We start from the raw sequence: 21998 nt of genomic DNA, 5'->3' as shown, positions 1-21998 counted from the left end.
TATTTACACTAATAGTAAAATCAAAAACAAGCACTTTTGTTCACGATATGAATGTATGTGTTATAATTCACATAAATCAGTTGATAATATTAAAAAATAGTAATACAATTAATGCAAGTTTTAAAATTTAGACATTCAGGAGTGATTATATGGAAAAAGTAGAATTTATTAGAAAACAAGTAGAAGAAAATGACATTCATTTTATAAGACTACAATTCACTGATTTATTAGGTCAAGTAAAAAGTGTAGAAGTTCCCGTATCACAATTAGAATCAGTATTAGCAGGAGAAGTAATGTTTGATGGATCATCAATTGAAGGTTTTGTAAGAATAATGGAAGCAGATATGTTTTTAAAACCAGACTTTGATACTTTTAGAATTATTAGAAAAGATGAAGATGCAAAATTAAACATAGCACGTATTATTTGTGATGTTTTTAAAACAGATGGAACACCATTTGTTGGAGACCCAAGATATATTTTAAAAAATATGCTATTAAAAATGAGAGAACTAGGATTTGCTAACTTTAATATTGGATTAGAACCAGAATTCTATTTATTAAAAACAAATGCAGATGGAACTCCATCAACAAATCCTAATGATTCTGAAAGTTATTTTGATTTAACTTCATTTGAAATGGCAAGTGATTGTTTAAGAGATATTGTTTTAACATTAGAAAACTTAGGATTTGAAATTGAAGCAGCTCACCATGAAGTAGGTCCAGGTCAATATGAAATTAATTTCAAATATGCTGATGTACTTGCTGCATGTGATAATTTACAAACATATAAACATGTTGTAAAAACAGTAGCTCAAAAACATAACTTATATGCAACATTTATGCCAAAACCTTTTGGTGATAAAGCTGGAAATGGTATGCATGTAAACTGTTCATTAAGTGATGATGAAGGCAATAATGTCTTTTATGATCCAAAAGGATACCTAGAGTTATCTACAGTATGCCAACAATGGATTGCAGGAATAATGAAACACGCAAGAGGACTTACTGCTATTACAAATCCTATAGTCAACTCATATAAAAGATTAACACCAGGTTTTGAAGCTCCATGTTACATTGCATGGTCAACAGAAAACCGTTCAACTTTTATTAGAATACCTGGAACAAGAAAAGCAGCTACTAGAACTGAAATACGTTCAGTTGATGTTAGTGCTAATCCATATCTTGCAATGGCTGCAATACTTGCTGCAGGCCTAGATGGAATTGAAAATGAATTAATACCAGATAAACCAACTTTTATTAATTTATTTGCATTAACTAGAAAAGAAAGAAGTGCAATGGGTATTGTTAACTTACCTAATTCATTAAAAGATGCTTTAAATTCATTAGAAGATAATGAGTTTATTCAAAATGCAATAGGAACACATGCTTACAAAAAGTTTGTTAAGGCAAAACTTTCTGAATGGAATGAATATAGACATGAAGTTACTCAATGGGAAATGCAAAAATACTTCAGTAAACTATAATTAAAACTTAATTTATACAAATAATACAAAAGAGTGATTTTTGATCACTCTTTTTTAAATATACAGAAAAATTATAGCTTAAATATGATATAATTAGGCAAGGTGATAACTATGGATTTAATATTAAAACAATTTTTAGAAGAAGAACTTCAATTACCTTATCAAGTAATTGAAAAGCTTCAAAATGCAACAATTGAAAAAGTAGAATATCTTGAAAAAAATAAAGATAAGAAATCTCAAATCTTTATTTTTATTAATTTAGAACAAACACTACCTTTCAAGACATATTTAGAGATAAAAAAACAAATAGAACAAAGTATCTTTAATATAAAAATTATATATAAAACAAGCCTAGCTCTTTATTATAAAGACTCGGTTATTTCATATTATAAATATTTTGTGCAACAATATGCTGATAATGGAATGGTTTATTCAGATGTCTTAAATTTTGAATTTGAACAAAATGAGTTAAGTGTTAACTATATAAATGAAGGTATACAAGACATGTATAAAGTTCATAAAAACAAGATTGAACGTTGCATGGAACTTGTAGGTTTTAAAATAGATTATGTATATAAAGTAGTTGAAGATGAGGATATTAACAAGAAACTAGAAACACTAACAAAAACTAATACAGTTAAAATGCCAATGAAGGCAGAAGTACATAACTACTCAAATGATAACAACAGTAATAATATCCAAAATCAAAAAAGAACATTTTTCAAAAAATCCTTAACAGATTTATCAAAGTATGAGCCAACTAATATTAAAACATTATATGAAGAAGAAAATGATGTTTGTATAGAAGGTTATATATTTGATGATGAACTAAAAGAAACAAGAAATAAAAAACATATTCAAACACTTAAAATAACAGATTATACTGATTCAATACTAATGAAAAGATTTGAAGGTAGAGGATTAAATGTTGAAGATTTAAAAGAGATAAAAAAAGGTATGTGGGTTAGAGCAATTGGTCAAGTGAAATTTGATGACTTCACACAAGATTATGTTTTATTTTTAGAGGCAATTCAACCAATTAAATCAAAAGAAATATCTAGAGAAGATAATTCTTTAGAAAAAAGGGTAGAATTACACTTGCATACAAACATGTCGACAATGGATGGAATATCGCACATAACAGATTATATAAAATTAGCAAAGGCATTTAACCATACAGCAATTGCTATAACAGATCATAATAACATTCAAGCTTTTCCAGAAGCTCAAATGGCAATAAGCCAAACTGATATTAAACCAATCTATGGCATGGAAGCTAGTATAGTTGATGAAACAACATTAATTGTCGAAAATGCATCAGATGATAATATTCAAAGTGCTACCTATGTCTTTTTTGACTTAGAAACAACAGGTTTAAGAAATCAAAAAGATAAAATTATAGAAATAGGTGCTGTAAAATATGAAAATGGGATACAAATAGATAGTTTTGATACCTTTGTTAATCCTCAAAGAAAGATTCCTGAGACAATAAAAGACATAACAAACATTACAGATTATATGGTAGAAAAAGCACCACTAATATCAGAAGTATTACCTAAGTTTATGGATTTTATTAAAGACAGTGTTTTAGTAGCACATAATGCATCATTTGATATGGGCTTTTTACAACAAGCATTATTAGAAAATAAATATGATAAATGTAGTAATACAGTTGTAGATACCTTATTAATAAGTCGTAGTATTACCAAAAAGGGATATCACAATTTAGGAGCATGTGCTAAAAGATATAAGGTTGCCTATGATAGTGAAGGAGCCCACCGTGCTGACTATGATGCTATGGTATTAGCAAGTGTTTATGAGGGCATGAAATTAGATTTATTAGAAAAGCATCAAGTAACAACATTTAATGATATAAATAAAAAAATGATAAGTAAGAACTTTTTAATTGGACAAAGATCACAGCACTTAAGTATATTAGCTAAAAATCAAAAAGGACTTAAAGATCTTTTTAAACTAGTTACCTTAGCTAATACAGAATACTTTAGTAATGAACCTAAGTTATATAAAAGTGTTATTGATAAATATCGAAATGATTTACTAATTGGAAGTGGTTGCTCTAGTTCAGAAATATATAATCTTGCAAATAATGCCAATAAGCAAGATTTACAAAAAGCAATGCAGTACTATGACTATATTGAGGTACTTCCACCAGATATTTTACATTATCAAGTAGACTTAGAACAATATCAAAGTATTCAAGAATTAGAAGAAACAACTAGATATATAATAGAATCGGCTTTAGAAATTAATAAGATAGTAGTTGCTACAGGTGATGTTCATTATACCAATCCAATTCTACAAGAGTTTAGAAATGTTTATGTGTGTGCACCTCGAACTGGTGGTGGATTTCACCCACTATATGATAGAAAAAATAGAATTAAACAAATGCCTAAACAACATTACAAGACAACTCAAGAAATGCTTGATAGTTTTCAATTTTTAAAAAATGATAAGCTTATTAAAGAGATTGTCATAATAAATACCAATAAAATAGCTGATTCAATAGAAGAAGTAAAACCAATAAAAGATGGTTTATCTACTCCTAAAATAGAAGGAGTAGATGATAAATTAACTGATATGTGTTATCAAAATGCATATGCTCAATATGGTAATCCACTTCCAGATATCGTTTTAAAAAGACTAGAAAAAGAACTGAACAGTATTATAAAACACGGTTTTTCTGTAGTTTATTATATTTCATCAAAATTAGTAGTTAAATCATTAGAAGATGGTTACTTAGTAGGTTCACGAGGATCTGTTGGTTCTTCATTTGTAGCAACGATGGCAAATATAACTGAAGTTAATCCACTTGCTGCTCATTATTATTGTCCACATTGCCAATTTAGTGAATTTTTTGAAGATGGTAGTATATTAAGTGGATATGATTTACCTAATAAAAAATGCCCAAAATGTGGTAAAGATTTAATAGGTGATGGTCAAGATATACCATTTGAAACCTTTTTAGGGTTTGAGGGAGATAAGGTTCCTGATATTGATTTAAACTTCTCAGGTGAGTATCAAGCTAATGCTCATGACTATACTAAAGTACTTTTTGGAGAAGAATATGTTTATAAAGCAGGAACTATTCAAACAGTACAAGAAAAAACTGCCTTTGGATATGTAAAAGGATATTTTGAAAAAAATATATCTTTAGATCCAGTTCGTAAAGTAGAAATGGAAAGAATAGCCCAAGGATGTGCTGGAGTTAAAAGAACAACAGGCCAACACCCTGGTGGGATAATAGTTATACCAGATTATATGGATGTACATGATTTTACACCAGTCAATTTTCCAGCTGATGATGTAAATGCAAGATGGAAAACTACCCACTTTGATTTTCATGCAATCCATGATAATGTACTTAAATTAGATATACTAGGTCATGTTGATCCAACTGCAATTAGAATGTTACAAGATTTAACAGATGTTGATCCTAAATCTATCCCAACAAACGATGAAAAAGTAATATCTTTATTTTCATCTAATGATGCATTAGGAATTTCAGATTTAGTAAACTATAAAAATGCAGCAATTGGAATTCCTGAGTTTGGAACATCATTTGTTAGAGGTATGCTTGAAGAAACTAACCCAAAATCTTTTGCAGAACTAGTACAAATTTCAGGATTATCACATGGTACAGATGTTTGGTTAAATAATGCTCAATCATTAATAAAAAGAGGGATCTGTACACTAAGTGAAGTAATTGGTTGTCGAGATGATATCATGGTTTATTTAATGTACAAGGGATTAAAACCTAAACTTGCCTTTACAATTATGGAAAGTGTTCGAAAGGGTAAAGGTTTAAAAGAAGAATGGATAGAAAACATGAAAGAAAATAATGTTCCAGAATGGTACATTGATTCATGTCTTAAAATAAAATATATGTTTCCAAAGGCCCATGCTGTAGCCTATGTATTAATGGCAATTAGAGTAGCTTGGTTTAAAGTGTATTATCCATTAGAATACTATGCAACATACTTTACAACTAGACAAAAATCTTTTGATATTTATACAATGACAAGAGGATTAAGTGAAATAGAAGAAAAAATGGCATATATAAAATCGCTTGGTTATGAAGCAACCGAAAAAGAAATTTCATTGTTTGGAGCTTTTGAAGTTTGCGTTGAAATGCTCAAAAGGGGCTATAAAATAAAAACTATCGATTTAAATAAATCACAAGCAAATTCATTTGTTGTTGATCATGAAGAAAAAGCCATTATTCCTTTTTTCAAAACAATAGATAACTTAGCTGATTTAGTTGCTCAAAGAATAGTTGATGAAGCAAAAATAAAGCCATTTATTTCTAGACAAGATTTACAAGAAAGAACAGGACTAAATAATAATCATATGATGTATTTAGAAAAAATAGGTTCCCTTGAAAATTTACAAGAATTAAATCAAATGAGCTTAGAATTATTTTAAAAGATAATCAATGTTAATATTACGTTAATTGAATGTATTAATTATGAACAACTAACAGACTTTAAAGTCTATTAGTTGTTTTTTATATACTATAAAATAACATATATTGTTTATATTTAGAAAATATTGTAGAGTAAAGCAATAACTTTGTCATTTAGTTATAATTAAGTTAAAATATCATTAGTAAAACAAATAGGGGTGTTAAGCATGAATTTTAACAGAAAAACAAAAAATAAATATTTACTTGGAATATTTGGAACTAAAACGATTTCTTTAAATACTAAGTATAGTTTAAAAGTGAAAAATAAATATAATCAAATAACAAAAGTACTATACTATAACCAAAATATGAGATTAAAAGAAATAGTATGTTACAACTATTATAAGTGTAAAAAGATTAAAAATAAAAAAATTATTGTATGGGATCAAAATAATAAAATAATCTATTTTAATGAAAAAAACTATTACTTAAATAGAAAAATAAAAGATCAACTACACAAACATTATGATCAAGATTTAAATATTCATAAAATTGCTAACTTCAAATATACAAATAAAGGAGATCTTCTAATTAGTGAAATAATAAATGAAAATAAATCTAAAAACACAAAAAAAGTAAGTAGTTATATTTATAATAAAAAAGGTCAATTAAGTTCAAATAAATCAGGCAATGCCTTTAAGATAATTACAAACTTTATCAATAATCAATTAGATTCAATTATAGAGTATAAATACGATTTCAAAGGTAATCTTGTTAACAATCATAATAAATTATGTACTTAATATTAAAAAAAAAACTGTAAAGCATTGATTTTAAAATCAGTCTTTACAGTTTTTTTGTTTCATCTAATAGCTATTTTATATAGTGTTTTCATTTAGACTATTATTGTTTTACTCTGATATTCTTTTTTATTTAAGTAGTCTAAGTTTTGTTTAGCACATGAATATACAAAAGTAACCCTTTTTTCAAAATCTAATGAATTAGATTTAATGGCTGAAAAATTAGATATAACATGATAAGTCGTTAGTTTTTTTAAAGTTTTTATGTATGTTTGTGCGAATTTATTCATAGCTAAAATTCTAATATAATCAACTTTAATATTTAAATGCTCAGTTTTAGTATGATTTAATAGTAAATAAATGATATTTCTTTGGATTCTAGTTTTAGGATATCTTTTTGAAGATAACATATCTATGTAATCAAAAATATTGTTTGTAGAATTAATATGTTTTTTAAATAAAAACTCTAAACCTTCATCAAAACCATAAATCTCTTTTAACTGAGAAGTTGAATAAGTATTTACTAAGTACTTTAGTAAATAGAAATAATCATTAAAGTTTACTAATTCATTATTATTTTCTAAAACTTGAGACATACTTGAATATTTTTCTATTGTTTTATTATTATGTAAGTGATGTCTAATTGCAGTAGCTGAACTAATATTACCAGTTGTTTTTTTAGATAAGAAACTGTTAGTACGTAAAATTGATATTGGTTTAATATCATAGTTATTTCTTACTATTTCTTGAATATAAGCTAAAGCAAGAATATCATTTGACTCTTTTACACTATCAATACCTAAATCATTAAATGCATAATTGCATGCATTAGCATAACGAATACCTTTTTTTACATAATCTTTTAAAAGTAATTGATATTCATTACTAGTAGATACTCTTGCAGCATTTATTAAAGAATCTACATCATTATTTTCAGAACCAAACACTAAATAATCAATCTGACATTCGTTTAAGATTGAAAGAGCACCTTTAGCAAAGTAATTTGCACTATTAATAGCATAAATACTAGGTAGTTCAATTAACAAATCAACGCCATTTCTTACAGCAGCTACTGCTCGTTCATACTTATTTAAAACTGCAGGTTCACCACGCTGCATAAAAGTTGGCGACATAATAGCGATTAATAGATCGCAGTTAGTTTTAGCACGTGCTTCTTTTATATGATGAATATGTCCATTATGGAAAGGATTATATTCAACTACAATTCCTGTTATTACCATTAAATCACCTCGTATAAGTATAATAACGATAATTTAAAGCAAAGTAAATAGTAATTTATAAAAAACGCTAATTGCTATTAGCAATATAAAAATGCTATAATAATTCAAGGTGATATGATAGTGAAAAAATCAAAAATAATAATAATTGCAATTATACTTTTATTTATTGATCAAATAAGTAAATATTTAGTTGCTAGTAATATGAACTTATACCAAAATATAACAATTATTCCAAATTTTTTCAGTCTGTTCTATATTAGAAATAGCGGTGCTGCTTTCTCTATACTAGAAGGACATACTGAATTCTTTTACTTAATTACTGTTGTAGCTTTAGTAGTAGTTTACTTCTTTTATAAAGAAGCAAAAACAAAACTTGCTTACATTGCAACAACATTATTATTGGTTGGAACTTTAGGTAACTTTATTGATAGATTACTCTTTAAAGAAGTTATCGATTTTTTTAGCTTTAGTTTTAAAAACTATAATTTTGCGATTTTTAATGTTGCAGATATATATGTTGTATTGGCAGTAGCACTTTTAATTTTAGATAGTTTTAGAAAGAAGGATGTAAATGAAGAAAATAATAATTGATGAATCATATGATTTAGATAGATTAGACAAAGTAGTAATGAAAGAAGAAGAAGACAAATCTAGATCAACAATTAAAAAAATGATAGAAGAAGGGTTTATTACAGTAAATGATCATCATGTAAAAGCTAATTATACAGTTAAAATAAATGATGTTATTAATATTACTGATTTTATTTTAGAACAACAAACAATCGAGGCTGAAGATATACCTTTAAACATAGTTTATCAAGATGATGATATACTAATAATAAATAAACCATCAGGAATGGTAGTTCATCCAGGTGCAGGTGTGTATTCTAAAACATTAGTAAATGCTTTGATGTTTCACATTAAAGATTTATCAAGAATAAATGGTGAAGTTAGACCAGGAATTGTTCATCGAATTGATAAGGATACAAGTGGTTTATTAGTAGTTGCTAAAAACGATAGAGCCCATAATATTTTGGCTAGCCAATTAGTTGATAAAACATTGAATAGAACTTATTTAGCATTAGTGCACAATCAAATATTTGATGAAAATATAGTAATTGATGCACCAATTGGTAGAGATAAAAATGATAGAACAAAAATGGCAGTGACTTCGCACAATTCTAAACATGCTTTAACTAAAGTTAAGGTCTTAGATGTTTTTGAAAATTCATCATTTGTACAATGTAATTTAGAAACAGGTAGAACACATCAAATTAGAGTGCATTTAGCTTTTATTAAACATCCAATTTATGGTGATCCAAAATATGGTTATCGTAGAGACAATCAAGAGTATGGTCAATATTTACATGCATACAAATTAGGTTTAGTTCATCCAACAACTAATGAATACATGGAATTTGAAGTTGAACCAGAACCAGAGTTTACTAGAAAATTAGAAGAATTAAAATTAGAAAAGAATATTTCTTAATAAAAAAGAGCTAAAATAGTTCTTTTTTATTTATAAAGACTAGAAGTATCGATATTTTAGCGATACTTTAAGTACATTTTGTATATAAGGAGAATTTATTCAAAAATGTACACTTAAAAATTTAAATTGTAGTATAATAAATTATATTGTTATAAAAAGGAGGAAGAAGTTTGAATAATAATAAAAACATATTTGATCGTTTAAAGGTGTTTGAAACGGTTAAAGTCTTAGTAAACTATTACTCCTATAAAGAAGTAATTATAAATAAAGTAGATGGTATATTCCTTGAAAATAGGGCAAGTGAGTGGACTTTAATAAGAGTGAGTGAAAAGAAGTTTGCAACAGTAGAGGAATTTAATGCCGACTTAGAACTTATGAGAAAAGTAAGTGCTCAATATAAAAGAGTAAGCAATATGGATAACATTAAAATATTATGTATTTACTTTGGAGGAACAGTTGCAAGTGAAGTTGAAAATATAACTTCAATAGTAATTGAAAACAGTGATAATTTAAGTCAAAATCCAATTATAGAAAAAGCATTTCCTAAACTTCTAGATGTTAATTTAGACCAAATAGATGGAATAATTCAAATGCAAAAAGATAATGTAAGCACTAAACCAGCTGCAGGAATGCTAGCTGATAAAGTGGTTTTAAAAACTATGAAAGAATTGAATGAAAAGACTAAGTTCACTAGATATTTTGTAATATTATTTATGATTATAAATATGGCTGCAATTTTCTATTTTGATAATGTCAGTGCTTTTCTAACTAATACAAGTTACTACTCTGTCTTTTTTGAGCAGTTTAATCAGTATTATCGCTTGTTTAGTTCAGTATTTCTTAATTCCAATATTTTATATATTGTCTGTTTTATCTTTTTCTTCTTTAGATATAATACTTATATCGAGTTAGAATTAGGTACTAAAAAAACCATTATGTTATATGGAATTTCATTAGTAATGGTAATACTAACAATGATGTTTTTCATTAAAGGTATTGTTGTTGCAGGATCATTTCCAATACTATGTATCTTAGCAGGTGCATATGTCGGAATAGCATCATTACCAGAGAAAAGAAAATTTTTGTTTGCCAATATGTTTAATATAATGATGGTTTTGTTAATGATAATGTTAATATCTACAATGAATTACATTAATTTACCTGCAGGTATAGTTGGTTTTTTAACTGCCGTTGCTTGTGTTTATGCCTTAAATTTAAATAAAGAGGCTATAAATAAAGCGTATTTAGCTACTTTTGCAGTAATTGCAATTGCAATTGCTGGATTAAGCTTTATTCCAGAAAATATATTAGTTAGAGATAAGACATTTGAAGAAAGTTATATAACAGCAATCAAAAGTAAGGATAAAACCAAAGCATCACAACTTTCAGATAAATTAAATACTTATTATGAAAAAATTGGACTTGTAGAATATGAATAAAAAATACTTTGCTGATGCTAAAAAAGCATCTTTACTTTCTAGTGATCCAAATACTCAAGTAGGATGTGTTATTGTAAGCGATGATAAAATAGTATCAGTAGGCTACAACTGTCTTCCTCAAAATTTAAAATGTGAAGATTATCCTTTAGAGTGTAGAAATGGTGAATTTTTAGATACTAAATATCCATACATCTTACACAGTGAAGCTAAAGCAATCGTAGATGCTAAATGCAGTTTAGTAGGTAGTGATTTGTATGTGACACTCTTTCCTTGTAATGAATGTGCAAAACTAATAATTCAAGCAGGAATAAGTAATATTTACTATTTAGAAGATAAGTATGCAGATACAGATATAGTAAAAGCATCAAAAAAAATGTTAGAAGATTCAAATGTAATATTTAAACAAATAATATTATAGAATAGATTAATTAGAAATGTTATAATAATAAAAATTTAAGAAGAGGTGATTTTAATGAGCTTTCCAGAGTACGAATTATTAGTAGATCCTGAAGAGGAACAATTAGGTTTTATTAAAGAATTAAACAGTTTATTACAAATTAATACCAATAATGATTATTATATTGATGAGGAAATTTTTGGTTATGGACTTGAAGTAGAAGTTAGTGCTAAAGTCTCAAGAACGCACATTGTTTTCTTAAAAACAATGTTAAATAACATCATTAATGTAATGAACTATCGTGGTAACATCGTTACTGACAGAACCATAAAAGGTGATTATGGATTTGAGATCTGTTTAGACCCATTAGGATTAGTTGAATGTACTGATGTTTATTATAGAATAAGAGAGATAATTGATTTCTCTAGTGGTGTTTTAGAAGTAACGGCAGAAAAAGCTTGTGGTTTACATATAAATATCAAGGCTGATGAGAGAATTAAAGCAGAAAAATTTAAACAACTATTTGAAATTATTGATATAAACGACAATGAAACTTTTAGTTTTAATGAATATAAAAGAATTATTGATATTCCAGACTATGATACATATTTAAAATTTCAAAAAGAAGTAAGTGGTAAATACCTTGCTGTAAATCTACTTAAAAATAATCTTATTGAATTAAGATGTGTTAACTCATTAATTTCACAAGAAAATTTTGTTTCTTTACTGAATAAAATAGAAGCAATATTTGGAGGTAAAGATGCGAGTAATAGTACAAGTAGTCAAGAGTAGTAGTGTAATAATTCCAAAAGAAAATATAAATAATAAGATAGCAAAAGGTTTAAACTTACTTGTAGGATTTAACCATGAAGATAATCAAGAAATTGCAAAAGCGATGGCAAAAAAAATTAGTAATTTAAGAGTCTTTATAGATGAAAATGAAAAAATGAATTTATCAGTTAAAGATGTAAATGGACAAATTTTATCAATATCTCAATTTACATTGTATGCAGATGCCAAAAAAGGCAATAGACCTGGATTTGTAGAAGCAATGGAACCAAGTAAAGCTTCTGCTTTATACAATTATTTTAATCAGTGTTTAACAGATCATGATATTGAAGTGAAAACAGGTATATTTGGAGCCGACATGATTGTAAATATTGAAAATGATGGTCCAACAACTATCATTTTAGATAGTGATATTATAATAAAAACAAAATAGAATATGTTAATATAGATACTCATTGTAAAATTACAATGAGTATTTCTTGTTAAAAATTAAAAAATTTTAAAAAACACATGAGTTACATACATTTGTCGACTAAAAGAATTATTTATAAATATATTACATGTAAACTTATTTTTGATATATATCACATGGAAAATTAGTAAATCTATACACTGTAGGCAATATCGATAATAAATTACTATACATTAACAATAATGATTATAAATAACTTTGTTAACAATAAATTAACCTTTTTTATACTTAAAAAGCTCTAACATATATGTTTATTTTATACTTTTTTAGTAGTATAATGAAATCATATTAATAAATCGAAGGGAGAAGAAATTCAATGGCAAAAGAATTCTTATCAATGGATGGAAATACCGCTGCTGCATATGTGTCTTACGCATTTACAGAGGTTGCAGGTATCTATCCTATCACACCATCATCAAACATGGCAGAACAAGTAGATGCATGGGCAAGCCAAGGAAGAAAAAACTTATTCAACTCAGTTGTAAAAGTTAGTGAAATGCAATCAGAAGCAGGTGCAGCAGGTGCAATACATGGTGCAATACAAAGTGGGGCTTTAGCAACTACTTATACTGCATCTCAAGGTTTACTTTTAATGATTCCTACAATTTACAAATTAGTAGGTGAATTAAATCCAGCAGTACTTCACGTTTCTGCTCGTGCTTTAGCAACTAGAGCATTATCAATCTTTGGTGATCACCAAGATATCTATTCAGTTAGACAAACTGGTATCCCAATGTTAGTATCACATTCTGTTCAAGAGGTTATGGACTTAAGTGGAATTGCCCACTTAGCTGCTATTAAAGCAAGCGTACCATTCTTACATTTCTTTGACGGATTTAGAACATCTCATGAAATTCAAAAAATCGAAACTATCGATTATGCTGATTTAGATCGTCTTTTAGATAAAGATGCTTTAAAAGCATATAAAGAAAGATGTCTTAACCCACACACAAATCCAGTAACACGTGGTGGAGCTGAAAACGATGATATCTACTTCCAAGGTAGAGAAGCGTCAAATGCTCACTATGACAAAGTTGCTGATGTAGTAAATGATTACATGAAAGAAATCAGTAATATTACTGGTAGACATTATGCTCCATTTACTTACTATGGTAGTGAAAATGCAGAAACAATTATTATTGCAATGGGATCTGTTACAGATACTATTCGTGAAACAATTGATACTTTAAACAAATCAGGTTACAACGTTGGTTTAGTTAAAGTTCACTTATATAGACCATTCTCAACTAAATTCTTAACAGATGTAATTCCAGCTAGCGTTAAAAATATCGCTGTAATGGACAGAACAAAAGAAGAAGGTTCAACTGGTGAACCACTATATGTTGATGTAGCAACTGCTTTAACTGGTAAAGGTTACACAATTATTGGTGGACGTTATGGTTTAGGATCAAAAGATGTTGACCCATCTAACATTAAAGCTGTATATGATCACGCTATTAAAGGTGGAAAACACAACTTTACAGTAGGTATTAACGATGATGTTACTAATCTTTCAATTGAAGTAGATCCTACTTTCAAAGTTGAAGCTGATTATACTTCATGTTTATTCTACGGATTAGGTTCAGATGGAACTGTATCTGCTAATAAAAACTCAATCAAAATTATTGGGGACAAAACAGATTTATATGCACAAGCTTACTTTGCATACGATTCTAAAAAAGCTGGTGGAGCAACAAGATCTCACTTAAGATTTGGTAAAACTCCAATCAGATCAACTTACTATGTAAGAAACATTGATTTCATTTCATGTTCTCTAGATTCATATTTAGAAAAATATGATATGTTAGCTAACTTAAAAGAAGGTGGAACTTTCCTTTTAAATACTACATATACAAAAGATGAAATTATTGATCACTTACCTGAAGCAGTTAAATATGCTTTAGCAAGTAAAAAAGCAAAATTCTTCATTATTGATGCAACTCACATTGCAGACAAAATTGGAATGGGTCGTCGTACAAACACAATCCTTCAATCAGCATTCTTTGCTTTAAATGAACAAATTATTCCTTACGAAAAATCAATTGGTTATATGAAAGAAGCAGCAAATAAAACATACGCTAAAAAAGGTATGGACATTGTTGAACTTAACTATAAAGCAATCGATAATGGTAAAGATGGACTAGTAGAAATCGCTATTGATCCTGCTTGGACTTCTTTAAATCCAACATACATTCACCCAACTAGTGGTGATGATTACTTTGATAACTTTGTTATGCCAATTAACACATTACAAGGTTATGACATGCCTGTTAGTTCATTCACTACTGATTTATTAATAAATGGTGGAATGAGACCAGACATTACATTTAATGAAAAACGTACAATTGCAACTTCAGTACCATCATGGATTAAAGAAAACTGTATCCAATGTAATAGATGTGCATTCGTATGTCCTCACGCTACTATTAGACCATTCTTAGTAGACGAAAAAGAAAAAGCTAATGCTCCTGAAGGATTAGAAACAATCGCACCAGTTGGAAAAGACATGGACGGTTTAGAATATACAATTCAAGTAACACAAGAAAACTGTGTTGGTTGTGCATTATGTGTAGTTGAATGTCCTGGTAAAATGGGAAATAAAGCTCTTGAAATGAAAGATATTCATGAAGAACTTCCTAAAGCACCAGTATCTGATTACGTTTATACAAATGTAACTTATAAAACAAACAAATACCCACTTAACCAAGTTAAAGGATCTCAATTCCAAAAACCATACTTCGAAATTTCTGGAGCATGTGCTGGTTGTGGAGAAACTCCATACTACAAATTAATGACTCAATACTTCGGTAAAGATGCTTTAATTGCTAATGCAACTGGTTGTTCTTCAATCTATTGTGGATCAACTCCTTCAACTCCATTCGTAACTGACGAAAATGGAAATGGACCTGCATGGGCTAACTCATTATTTGAAGATAATGCTGAATTTGGTTACGGTATGAGACTTGCTCAAGATCACAAACGTAATGATATCAAACATTTAATTACAGAAAACATGGATAGTGTTGAAGCTGAATTAAAAGATGCATTCACTAAATATTTAGCAACTACATCAAGAGAAGAAGAAAGAGAAATCGCTCCAACTATCATTGATTTAGCTGCAAAATCATCTAATACAACAGTAAAAGATACTATGGCTAAATTAGGTCAAGACCTAGTTGACAAATCAGTATGGATTATTGGTGGAGATGGATGGGCTTATGACATCGGTTACGGTGGATTAGATCACGTAGTAGCTAATGACTTAAATGTTAACATTTTAGTTCTAGATACTGAAGTTTATTCTAACACTGGTGGTCAATCATCTAAATCATCTCAACGTGGATCAATTGCTAAGTTTGCTGCTTCAGGTAAACAAACAGCTAAAAAAGACCTTGCACAAATTTGTATGACTTATGGTCATGTATATGTTGCTCAAGTATCTATGGGTGCAAACCAAGCACAAGTTATTAAAGCGTTCCAAGAAGCTGAAAGCTATAATGGACCTTCATTAATTATTGCTTATTCTCCATGTATTGAACACGGAATTAAAGGTGGATTAATGAATCACCAAATTACACAGAAAAAAGCAGTTGAATGTGGATACTTCAACCTATTCAGATTCGACCCAAGACTTGAAGATGCTGGTAAAAACCCACTTCAAATCGATGGAAAACCTGCAAACTTTGATTTATTCAAAGACTTCTTAGCTAATGAAACTCGTTTCTCTCAATTAAGCAGAGTTAATCCAGGACAAATGGATGAGTTATTCGAACAAGCTAAAGTAGATGCTGAAAAACGTTATAACAGATTAATGAAATTAGCTCAATAATTTCTTTAAACATATAATTTAAAACTAGGTACTGTAAAGTATCTAGTTTTTTTAGATATCTAACAATTTACAAATACAGTATTGTATAAACAACTTGTACACAAAATTTCTTTATGTTAAAATAAAGTCACTAATGTAATTTAAGTAAACCTTATTAATAAAGGCACTACTGAAAATTATCATAAAAAATACAAAGGAGAAATTTTATGAAATTTACTGTAAAGAACATTGTTTATATAGGACTACTAACTTCATTGACAATAGTAGCAACTTTTATTGGATTCACAATTCCATTGTATGGAAGTAATGGAGCACTAATGCATTTTGGTACTGCAGTATCAGTTGTATCAGTACTAGTGTTTGGTAAAAAAACTGGTACGATATCAGGAACACTTGGAATGACTTTATTTGATATTATTGGAGGATGGGCAAGTTGGGCACCTGGTACCTTTTTTTCAAGACTAGGATTAGGATATATTTTAGGAAAGTTTTCATACGATAAGAATGATAAATTAAGAAATACATCTTATCAAATGATTGGATTATTCATAGGTGGTTTATGGATGTGTTTCATATATTATGTATGGGAAGTAATATTATATCACCAACCAATAGTAGCACTAGGATCAATTCCTGCAAATGTAATACAAATTGCAAGTGGTTTCTTAATTGGAATTCCAATAGCAAAAGTTTTAAATAAATCATTAAAAATAGATAGATTCTAAAAAAATCAGCCTAATGGCTGATTTTTCAATTGCATACAAAAAAAGTCTGATTAATCAGACCTTCAATAATAATTATTTTACAGTGTTTACTAATCTTTGTAATGAAGATTTTTTTCTTGCTACACTGTTTTTATGTAAAATACCTTTAGAATTAGCTTGGTCAAGTTTTTTACTTGCGATAGCAAGGTTAGCTTGAGCCGCTTCAAGATCATTACTTTCAACAGCAATACTTACTTTTTTGATTGCAGTTCTCATAGAAGATTTGAATGCTGAGTTAAAAGTTCTTTTCTTTTCATTAGTTTTTACACGTTTCTTTTGAGATTTGATATTTGGCATTATTTTTCACCTCCACATAAACATAACGCTTAATAATTATATCAACTATTTACAACTTTTTCAATAGCATAAGCTAATAAATAGTCAAAAAGACCTTGCCTAAAGTATATCTTAAATAAGATATAATAGCAATATCTAAAAATATATAATAACTTTACAATTATAACAAGCTCTTATATTAATTAAGTAATTATGGTATAATTACATCGGTGATAAATATGAAAAATAAAAAAATAATATATATGGGAACTACTGACTATTCAGCCTATATCTTACAAAAACTAATAGATAATAAATACAATATAATTGCTTTAATTTCACAACCAGATAAACCATTTGGTCGAAAAAAAGAATTAAAACCAACTCCAACAAAAGAAGTAGCACTAAATAATAATATTGAAGTGTTAGCCTTTGATAATATCAATGATAACTTTGATATTATAGACAATCTTAAACCTGACTTAATAATTACTTGTGCATACGGCCAAAAAGTTGATATAAACATTTTAAATATACCTGAATATAGAAGTATAAATGTTCATGCATCATTATTACCTAAATATCGTGGTGGTGCACCAATCCATTATGCAATAATGAATGGAGAAATTGAAACAGGAAATACCATAATGTATATGGAAGAAGGCTTAGATACAGGGGATATGTTAGCACACTCAATTACTAAAATTGATATCACAGATACAGTCTCATCATTATATCCTAAAATGATGAAAGATGGTGCAGACTTATTAATCTCAATGCTACCTGAATTTTTTGAAAATAAAATAATACCTATAAAGCAAGATAATTCTAAAGCAATAATTGCTAGAAACATTACTAGAGCACAAGAATTTATAACATTTAATAGAGATATTAATGTAGTATATAATCATATGAGAGGTTTAATAAATTGGCCTGGATGCTATAGTATTTTAAATAATAAAAAAATAAAATTTCATAAAATATTTTTTGAAAAGATTAATCATAGTTTTGAACCAGGATTAATTAAAATTGATAGTAAAGAATATTTTAAAATATATACAAATAATGGATTTATTAAAGTTTATGAATTTCAGCTTGAAGGTAAGAAAAAAGTTGAATTTAAATCATATATAAATGGTAATAAATTAGAAATAATGACAGATGAAATTATAAACAAAGGGGTAGAATAAATGAAAATTGATCAAACAAAGATTAGAAACTTTTCGATAATAGCACATATTGACCATGGTAAGTCAACACTTGCAGATAGAATATTAGAAATGACACATACTGTAGAATCTAGAGAAATGAAAGCTCAACTATTAGATACAATGGATATTGAAAGAGAAAGAGGTATTACTATAAAGCTAAATGCCGTTCAGTTATACTATAAAGCAAAAGATAATCAAACTTATCTTTTACATTTAATAGATACTCCAGGTCATGTTGACTTTACTTATGAAGTTTCAAGATCACTTGCAGCATGTGAAGGTGCAGTTTTAGTAGTTGATGCTGCTCAAGGTATCGAAGCTCAAACATTAGCTAATGTCTATCTAGCATTAGATAATAATCTAGAAATAATACCAGTAATTAATAAAATTGATTTACCAGCAGCAGATCCAGAAAGAGTTAAAAAAGAAATAGAAGATGTCATTGGTTTAGATACAACTGAAACGCCACTAATATCAGCAAAATCTGGTATAGGTATTGAAGATGTTTTAGAGGCAGTAGTAAAACATATACCAGCTCCAACAGGAGATGTTAATAATCCTGTTCAAGCATTAATATTTGATTCATACTATGATCAATATCGTGGAATAATTGTTTCAATCAGAGTAATTGAAGGAAAAATTAAAAAGGGTGACATAATTAAAATGATGTCTACTAATGCAGAATTTGAAGTTATTGAAATGGGTGTTAATACACCAAAAGAAGTAAAAAAAGAAGAATTAGTGACTGGTGAAGTAGGTTGGATTGCTGCAGCAATTAAATCAATTAAAGATGTAAATGTTGGGGATACAATTACAACTAAAAATAATCCTGCATCAAGTCCAGTTCCTGGATATCGTAAAATGAATCCAATGGTATTTTGTGGTTTGTATCCAATCGATTCTGCTAGATATAATGATCTTAGAGAAGCACTTGAAAGAATGCAATTAAATGATTCATCACTTCAATTTGAACCTGAGACATCACAAGCCTTAGGGTTTGGATTCAGATGTGGATTTTTAGGATTATTACATATGGATGTTATTCAAGAAAGATTAGAAAGAGAATTTAATCTTGAACTAATTGCAACAGCACCATCAGTTGTCTATCACACATATATGATGGATGAAACAATGATAATCGTTGATAATCCATCAAAACTACCCGATGTTCAATTAATAGATAGAATAGAAGAACCTTATGTTAAAGCAACAATCATGTCTCCTGGAGAGTATGTAGGCCCTATAATGGAATTATGTCAAAAGAAAAGAGGAACATATATTGATATGCAATACATAGATCAAACAAGAATGAGTATTGTATATGAAATGCCACTTTCTGAAATAGTATTTGATTTCTTTGATAGACTAAAATCATATTCAAAAGGTTATGCATCATTTGATTATGAATTAATAGATTATAAACCTAATAAACTTGTAAAAATGGATATTTTATTAAATGCTGAAGTAGTTGATTCACTAAGTACAATAGTACACAAAGATTTTGCTTATGGAAGAGGAAAACAAATTGTTGAAAAACTAAAAGAAATAATACCAAGACAACAATTTGAAGTACCAATACAAGCAGCAATTGGTGGTAAAATAATTTCAAGAGAAACAATAAAAGCTATGAGAAAGAATGTTCTTGCAAAATGTTATGGTGGAGATATATCTAGAAAGAAAAAATTACTAGATAAACAAAAAGAAGGTAAAAAAAGAATGAAAGCAGTTGGATCTGTGGAAATTCCTCAAGAAGCATTCATGGCCGTCCTATCAATGGATGATGAATAAAGCAATCTTTAAAGGTATATATTTTCATATACCTTTTTGTGATAACATTTGCAGTTATTGTGACTTTAATAAAATGTATTATAATGAAAAATTAGCAAATGACTATTTAGAAGCTTTAAATATAGAATATCAATCATATAATATTAATACTGATTATGTTGAATCACTATACATTGGTGGTGGAAGCCCATCATCATTAAATGAAAAACAACTTAAAAGACTTTTTGATATTATAAACCCTAAACAGTATAAAAATCTTAAAGAATTTACAATTGAAATAAATCCAGAATCATTCAATAAAGATAAAGCAGAAATCCTAAAGCAATATAACATTAATCGTGTAAGTATAGGTGTGCAAACTTTCAATGATGTATTATTAAAACTGATTAATAGACAACATACTAAAACACAGGTAATAAATTGTATCTCAATACTAAGAGAAAATAAAATAGATAATATTAGTATTGATTTAATGTATGGTTTAGAAAAACAAACAGCAAAAGACATAATAAATGATTTAGAAATAGTAAAAGATTTAGCAATAAAACATATTTCAGCATATTCTTTAATAATAGAAGAAAACAGTATTCTATATAAACAAAATTATCATAAAGATGAAGATTTAGATTATGAGTTAGAAATGCTGCTTCATCAAGAATTATTAAAACAAGGTTTTGAACATTATGAAGTAAGTAATTATAGTAAAAATCAAAAATATTCAAAACATAATTTATTATATTGGAGTAGTCAACCTTATTTAGGTATTGGTCTAGGAGCTGGTTCCTATGATAAAGAAAAAAGATGGTATAATACTAAAAGTATTACAAATTATAATAAAAATAAATATAATAGAGAAATAGAGTTATTAGATTCAATTGAAAAAAAGATCAGTGATGATATAATAGTGCAATTTCGTATTTTTAATGGAATAAATTTAGACTATTTTATGATTGAGTATAACATTGATTTTCAAAAAAGATTTAAAAATGTTATAATTAAACATAGGGATAAATTATATATAAAAAATAATATATTATATTTTACTAAACAAGGGCAAGAATTTTTAAATGATATAATACTAGCCTTTATAAAAGAAATAGAGGAGTGAGCACAAATGGAATATAAAAACCCTGAATTAATTGTAGACTCATTAAGAGCTCAAGGTTATAGAATAACTAGAGCAAGAGAAGATATTATAAAAGTACTTTGTAATGTTAAACACTATACAGTTGAAGAACTAGTAACAGAATTAAAGAAAATAAAAGATGGTGTTAATGTTGCAACAGTATACAACAATTTAAACTTCTTGGTTGCTGAAGGAATTGTTAATGAGTATAATTTTAATAATAAAAATAGTGTTTACGAGTTAAATATAGGTTTACATGCACATTTAATATGTATAGATTGTAATGATGTAATTAACTTAGAAATACCTGAGTTTATGCAAGTTAAAGATCGAGTAGAAAAAGAAACGCAATTTGATGTTATAGATGCTAAGCTAGATATGTTTGGACATTGTAAAAAATGTATAGATGAAAAAGCTTTAGAAAATTCAAAATAAAAAGAGTTCAATTTGAACTCTTTTTTTTTGTTAAT

The 21998-nt window shown here is 27.8% G+C and carries 16 protein-coding genes; 14 read left to right on the top strand and 2 right to left on the bottom strand.

Annotated elements, in window-relative coordinates; genetic code table 4:
• Nucleotides 1–149: 149 nt before the first annotated feature.
• From glnA to ACD762_RS05105, 3 genes are all read left to right on the top strand, one after another.
• Nucleotides 150–1484 (top strand): type I glutamate--ammonia ligase, encoded by a 1335-nt coding sequence (gene glnA / locus ACD762_RS05115; protein ID WP_423362875.1) that lies wholly within the window; start codon nt 150–152, stop codon nt 1482–1484.
• A gap of 111 nt (nt 1485–1595) precedes the next feature.
• Entirely contained in the window at nt 1596–5927 is a 4332-nt protein-coding gene (locus tag ACD762_RS05110) for a PolC-type DNA polymerase III (protein WP_423362874.1), read from the top strand.
• Between the two features lie 207 nt (nt 5928–6134).
• Entirely contained in the window at nt 6135–6710 is a 576-nt protein-coding gene (locus tag ACD762_RS05105; RefSeq protein WP_423362873.1) for a hypothetical protein, read from the top strand.
• Between the two features lie 92 nt (nt 6711–6802).
• Here the strand turns inward: ACD762_RS05105 and ACD762_RS05100 are convergent, their stop codons facing one another.
• Complete coding sequence (locus tag ACD762_RS05100; protein ID WP_423362872.1) at nt 6803–7948, bottom strand: nucleotidyltransferase; 1146 nt, start codon at nt 7946–7948, stop codon at nt 6803–6805.
• Between the two features lie 120 nt (nt 7949–8068).
• Here ACD762_RS05100 and lspA point away from each other — a divergent pair, with 120 nt between their 5' ends.
• The 8 genes from lspA to ACD762_RS05060 all read left to right on the top strand — a co-directional run bounded on the left by lspA (nt 8069) and on the right by ACD762_RS05060 (nt 17088).
• Nucleotides 8069–8560, top strand: a complete 492-nt coding sequence (lspA, locus tag ACD762_RS05095; RefSeq protein WP_423362871.1) for a signal peptidase II — start codon at nt 8069–8071, stop codon at nt 8558–8560.
• Nucleotides 8520–9437 (top strand): RluA family pseudouridine synthase, encoded by a 918-nt coding sequence (locus ACD762_RS05090; protein WP_423362870.1) that lies wholly within the window; start codon nt 8520–8522, stop codon nt 9435–9437. The genes lspA and ACD762_RS05090 overlap by 41 nt, the downstream gene beginning before the upstream one ends.
• 170 nt (nt 9438–9607) lie before the next feature.
• Nucleotides 9608–10876, top strand: coding sequence for a hypothetical protein (locus ACD762_RS05085; RefSeq protein WP_423362869.1), 1269 nt, complete (start codon nt 9608–9610; stop codon nt 10874–10876).
• Nucleotides 10869–11294: a deoxycytidylate deaminase gene (locus ACD762_RS05080; RefSeq protein WP_423362868.1), complete on the top strand. Its 426-nt coding sequence runs from the start codon at nt 10869–10871 to the stop codon at nt 11292–11294. The genes ACD762_RS05085 and ACD762_RS05080 overlap by 8 nt, the downstream gene beginning before the upstream one ends.
• A gap of 54 nt (nt 11295–11348) precedes the next feature.
• A complete protein-coding gene (locus ACD762_RS05075; RefSeq protein WP_423362867.1) occupies nt 11349–12065 on the top strand; it encodes a hypothetical protein in 717 nt (238 codons plus the stop codon).
• The gene (gene dtd / locus ACD762_RS05070; protein WP_423362866.1) at nt 12034–12495 is read left to right on the top strand and encodes a D-aminoacyl-tRNA deacylase; all 462 of its coding nucleotides are present in this window, start codon (nt 12034–12036) and stop codon (nt 12493–12495) included. The genes ACD762_RS05075 and dtd overlap by 32 nt, the downstream gene beginning before the upstream one ends.
• A 355-nt stretch (nt 12496–12850) precedes the next feature.
• Nucleotides 12851–16363 (top strand): pyruvate:ferredoxin (flavodoxin) oxidoreductase, encoded by a 3513-nt coding sequence (nifJ, locus tag ACD762_RS05065; protein ID WP_423362865.1) that lies wholly within the window; start codon nt 12851–12853, stop codon nt 16361–16363.
• Between the two features lie 206 nt (nt 16364–16569).
• On the top strand, nt 16570–17088 hold the full coding sequence (locus ACD762_RS05060; protein WP_423362864.1) for an ECF transporter S component: 519 nt from the start codon (nt 16570–16572) through the stop codon (nt 17086–17088).
• A gap of 72 nt (nt 17089–17160) precedes the next feature.
• Here the strand turns inward: ACD762_RS05060 and rpsT are convergent, their stop codons facing one another.
• Complete coding sequence (gene rpsT, locus ACD762_RS05055; protein WP_423362863.1) at nt 17161–17424, bottom strand: 30S ribosomal protein S20; 264 nt, start codon at nt 17422–17424, stop codon at nt 17161–17163.
• A gap of 218 nt (nt 17425–17642) precedes the next feature.
• On the opposite strand from rpsT, the gene fmt reads away from it, so the two are divergent.
• The 3 genes from fmt to hemW are packed head-to-tail and all read left to right on the top strand — an operon-like array spanning nt 17643 to nt 21963.
• Nucleotides 17643–18593, top strand: coding sequence for a methionyl-tRNA formyltransferase (gene fmt, locus ACD762_RS05050; protein WP_423362862.1), 951 nt, complete (start codon nt 17643–17645; stop codon nt 18591–18593).
• Nucleotides 18594–20402 carry a translation elongation factor 4 gene (lepA, locus tag ACD762_RS05045; protein ID WP_423362861.1) on the top strand — a complete coding sequence of 603 codons (1809 nt, stop codon included), beginning with the start codon at nt 18594–18596 and terminating at the stop codon, nt 20400–20402.
• The gene (gene hemW, locus ACD762_RS05040; protein ID WP_423362860.1) at nt 20392–21963 is read left to right on the top strand and encodes a radical SAM family heme chaperone HemW; all 1572 of its coding nucleotides are present in this window, start codon (nt 20392–20394) and stop codon (nt 21961–21963) included. Before lepA ends, hemW begins: the two co-directional genes overlap by 11 nt.
• Nucleotides 21964–21998 lie beyond the last annotated feature (35 nt).

Source organism: Mycoplasma sp. P36-A1 (assembly GCF_049478495.1).
Lineage (GTDB): Bacteria > Bacillota_I > Bacilli_A > JAJDGJ01 > JAJDGJ01 > P36-A1.
This window is presented reverse-complemented; position numbering and strand designations above follow the sequence as displayed.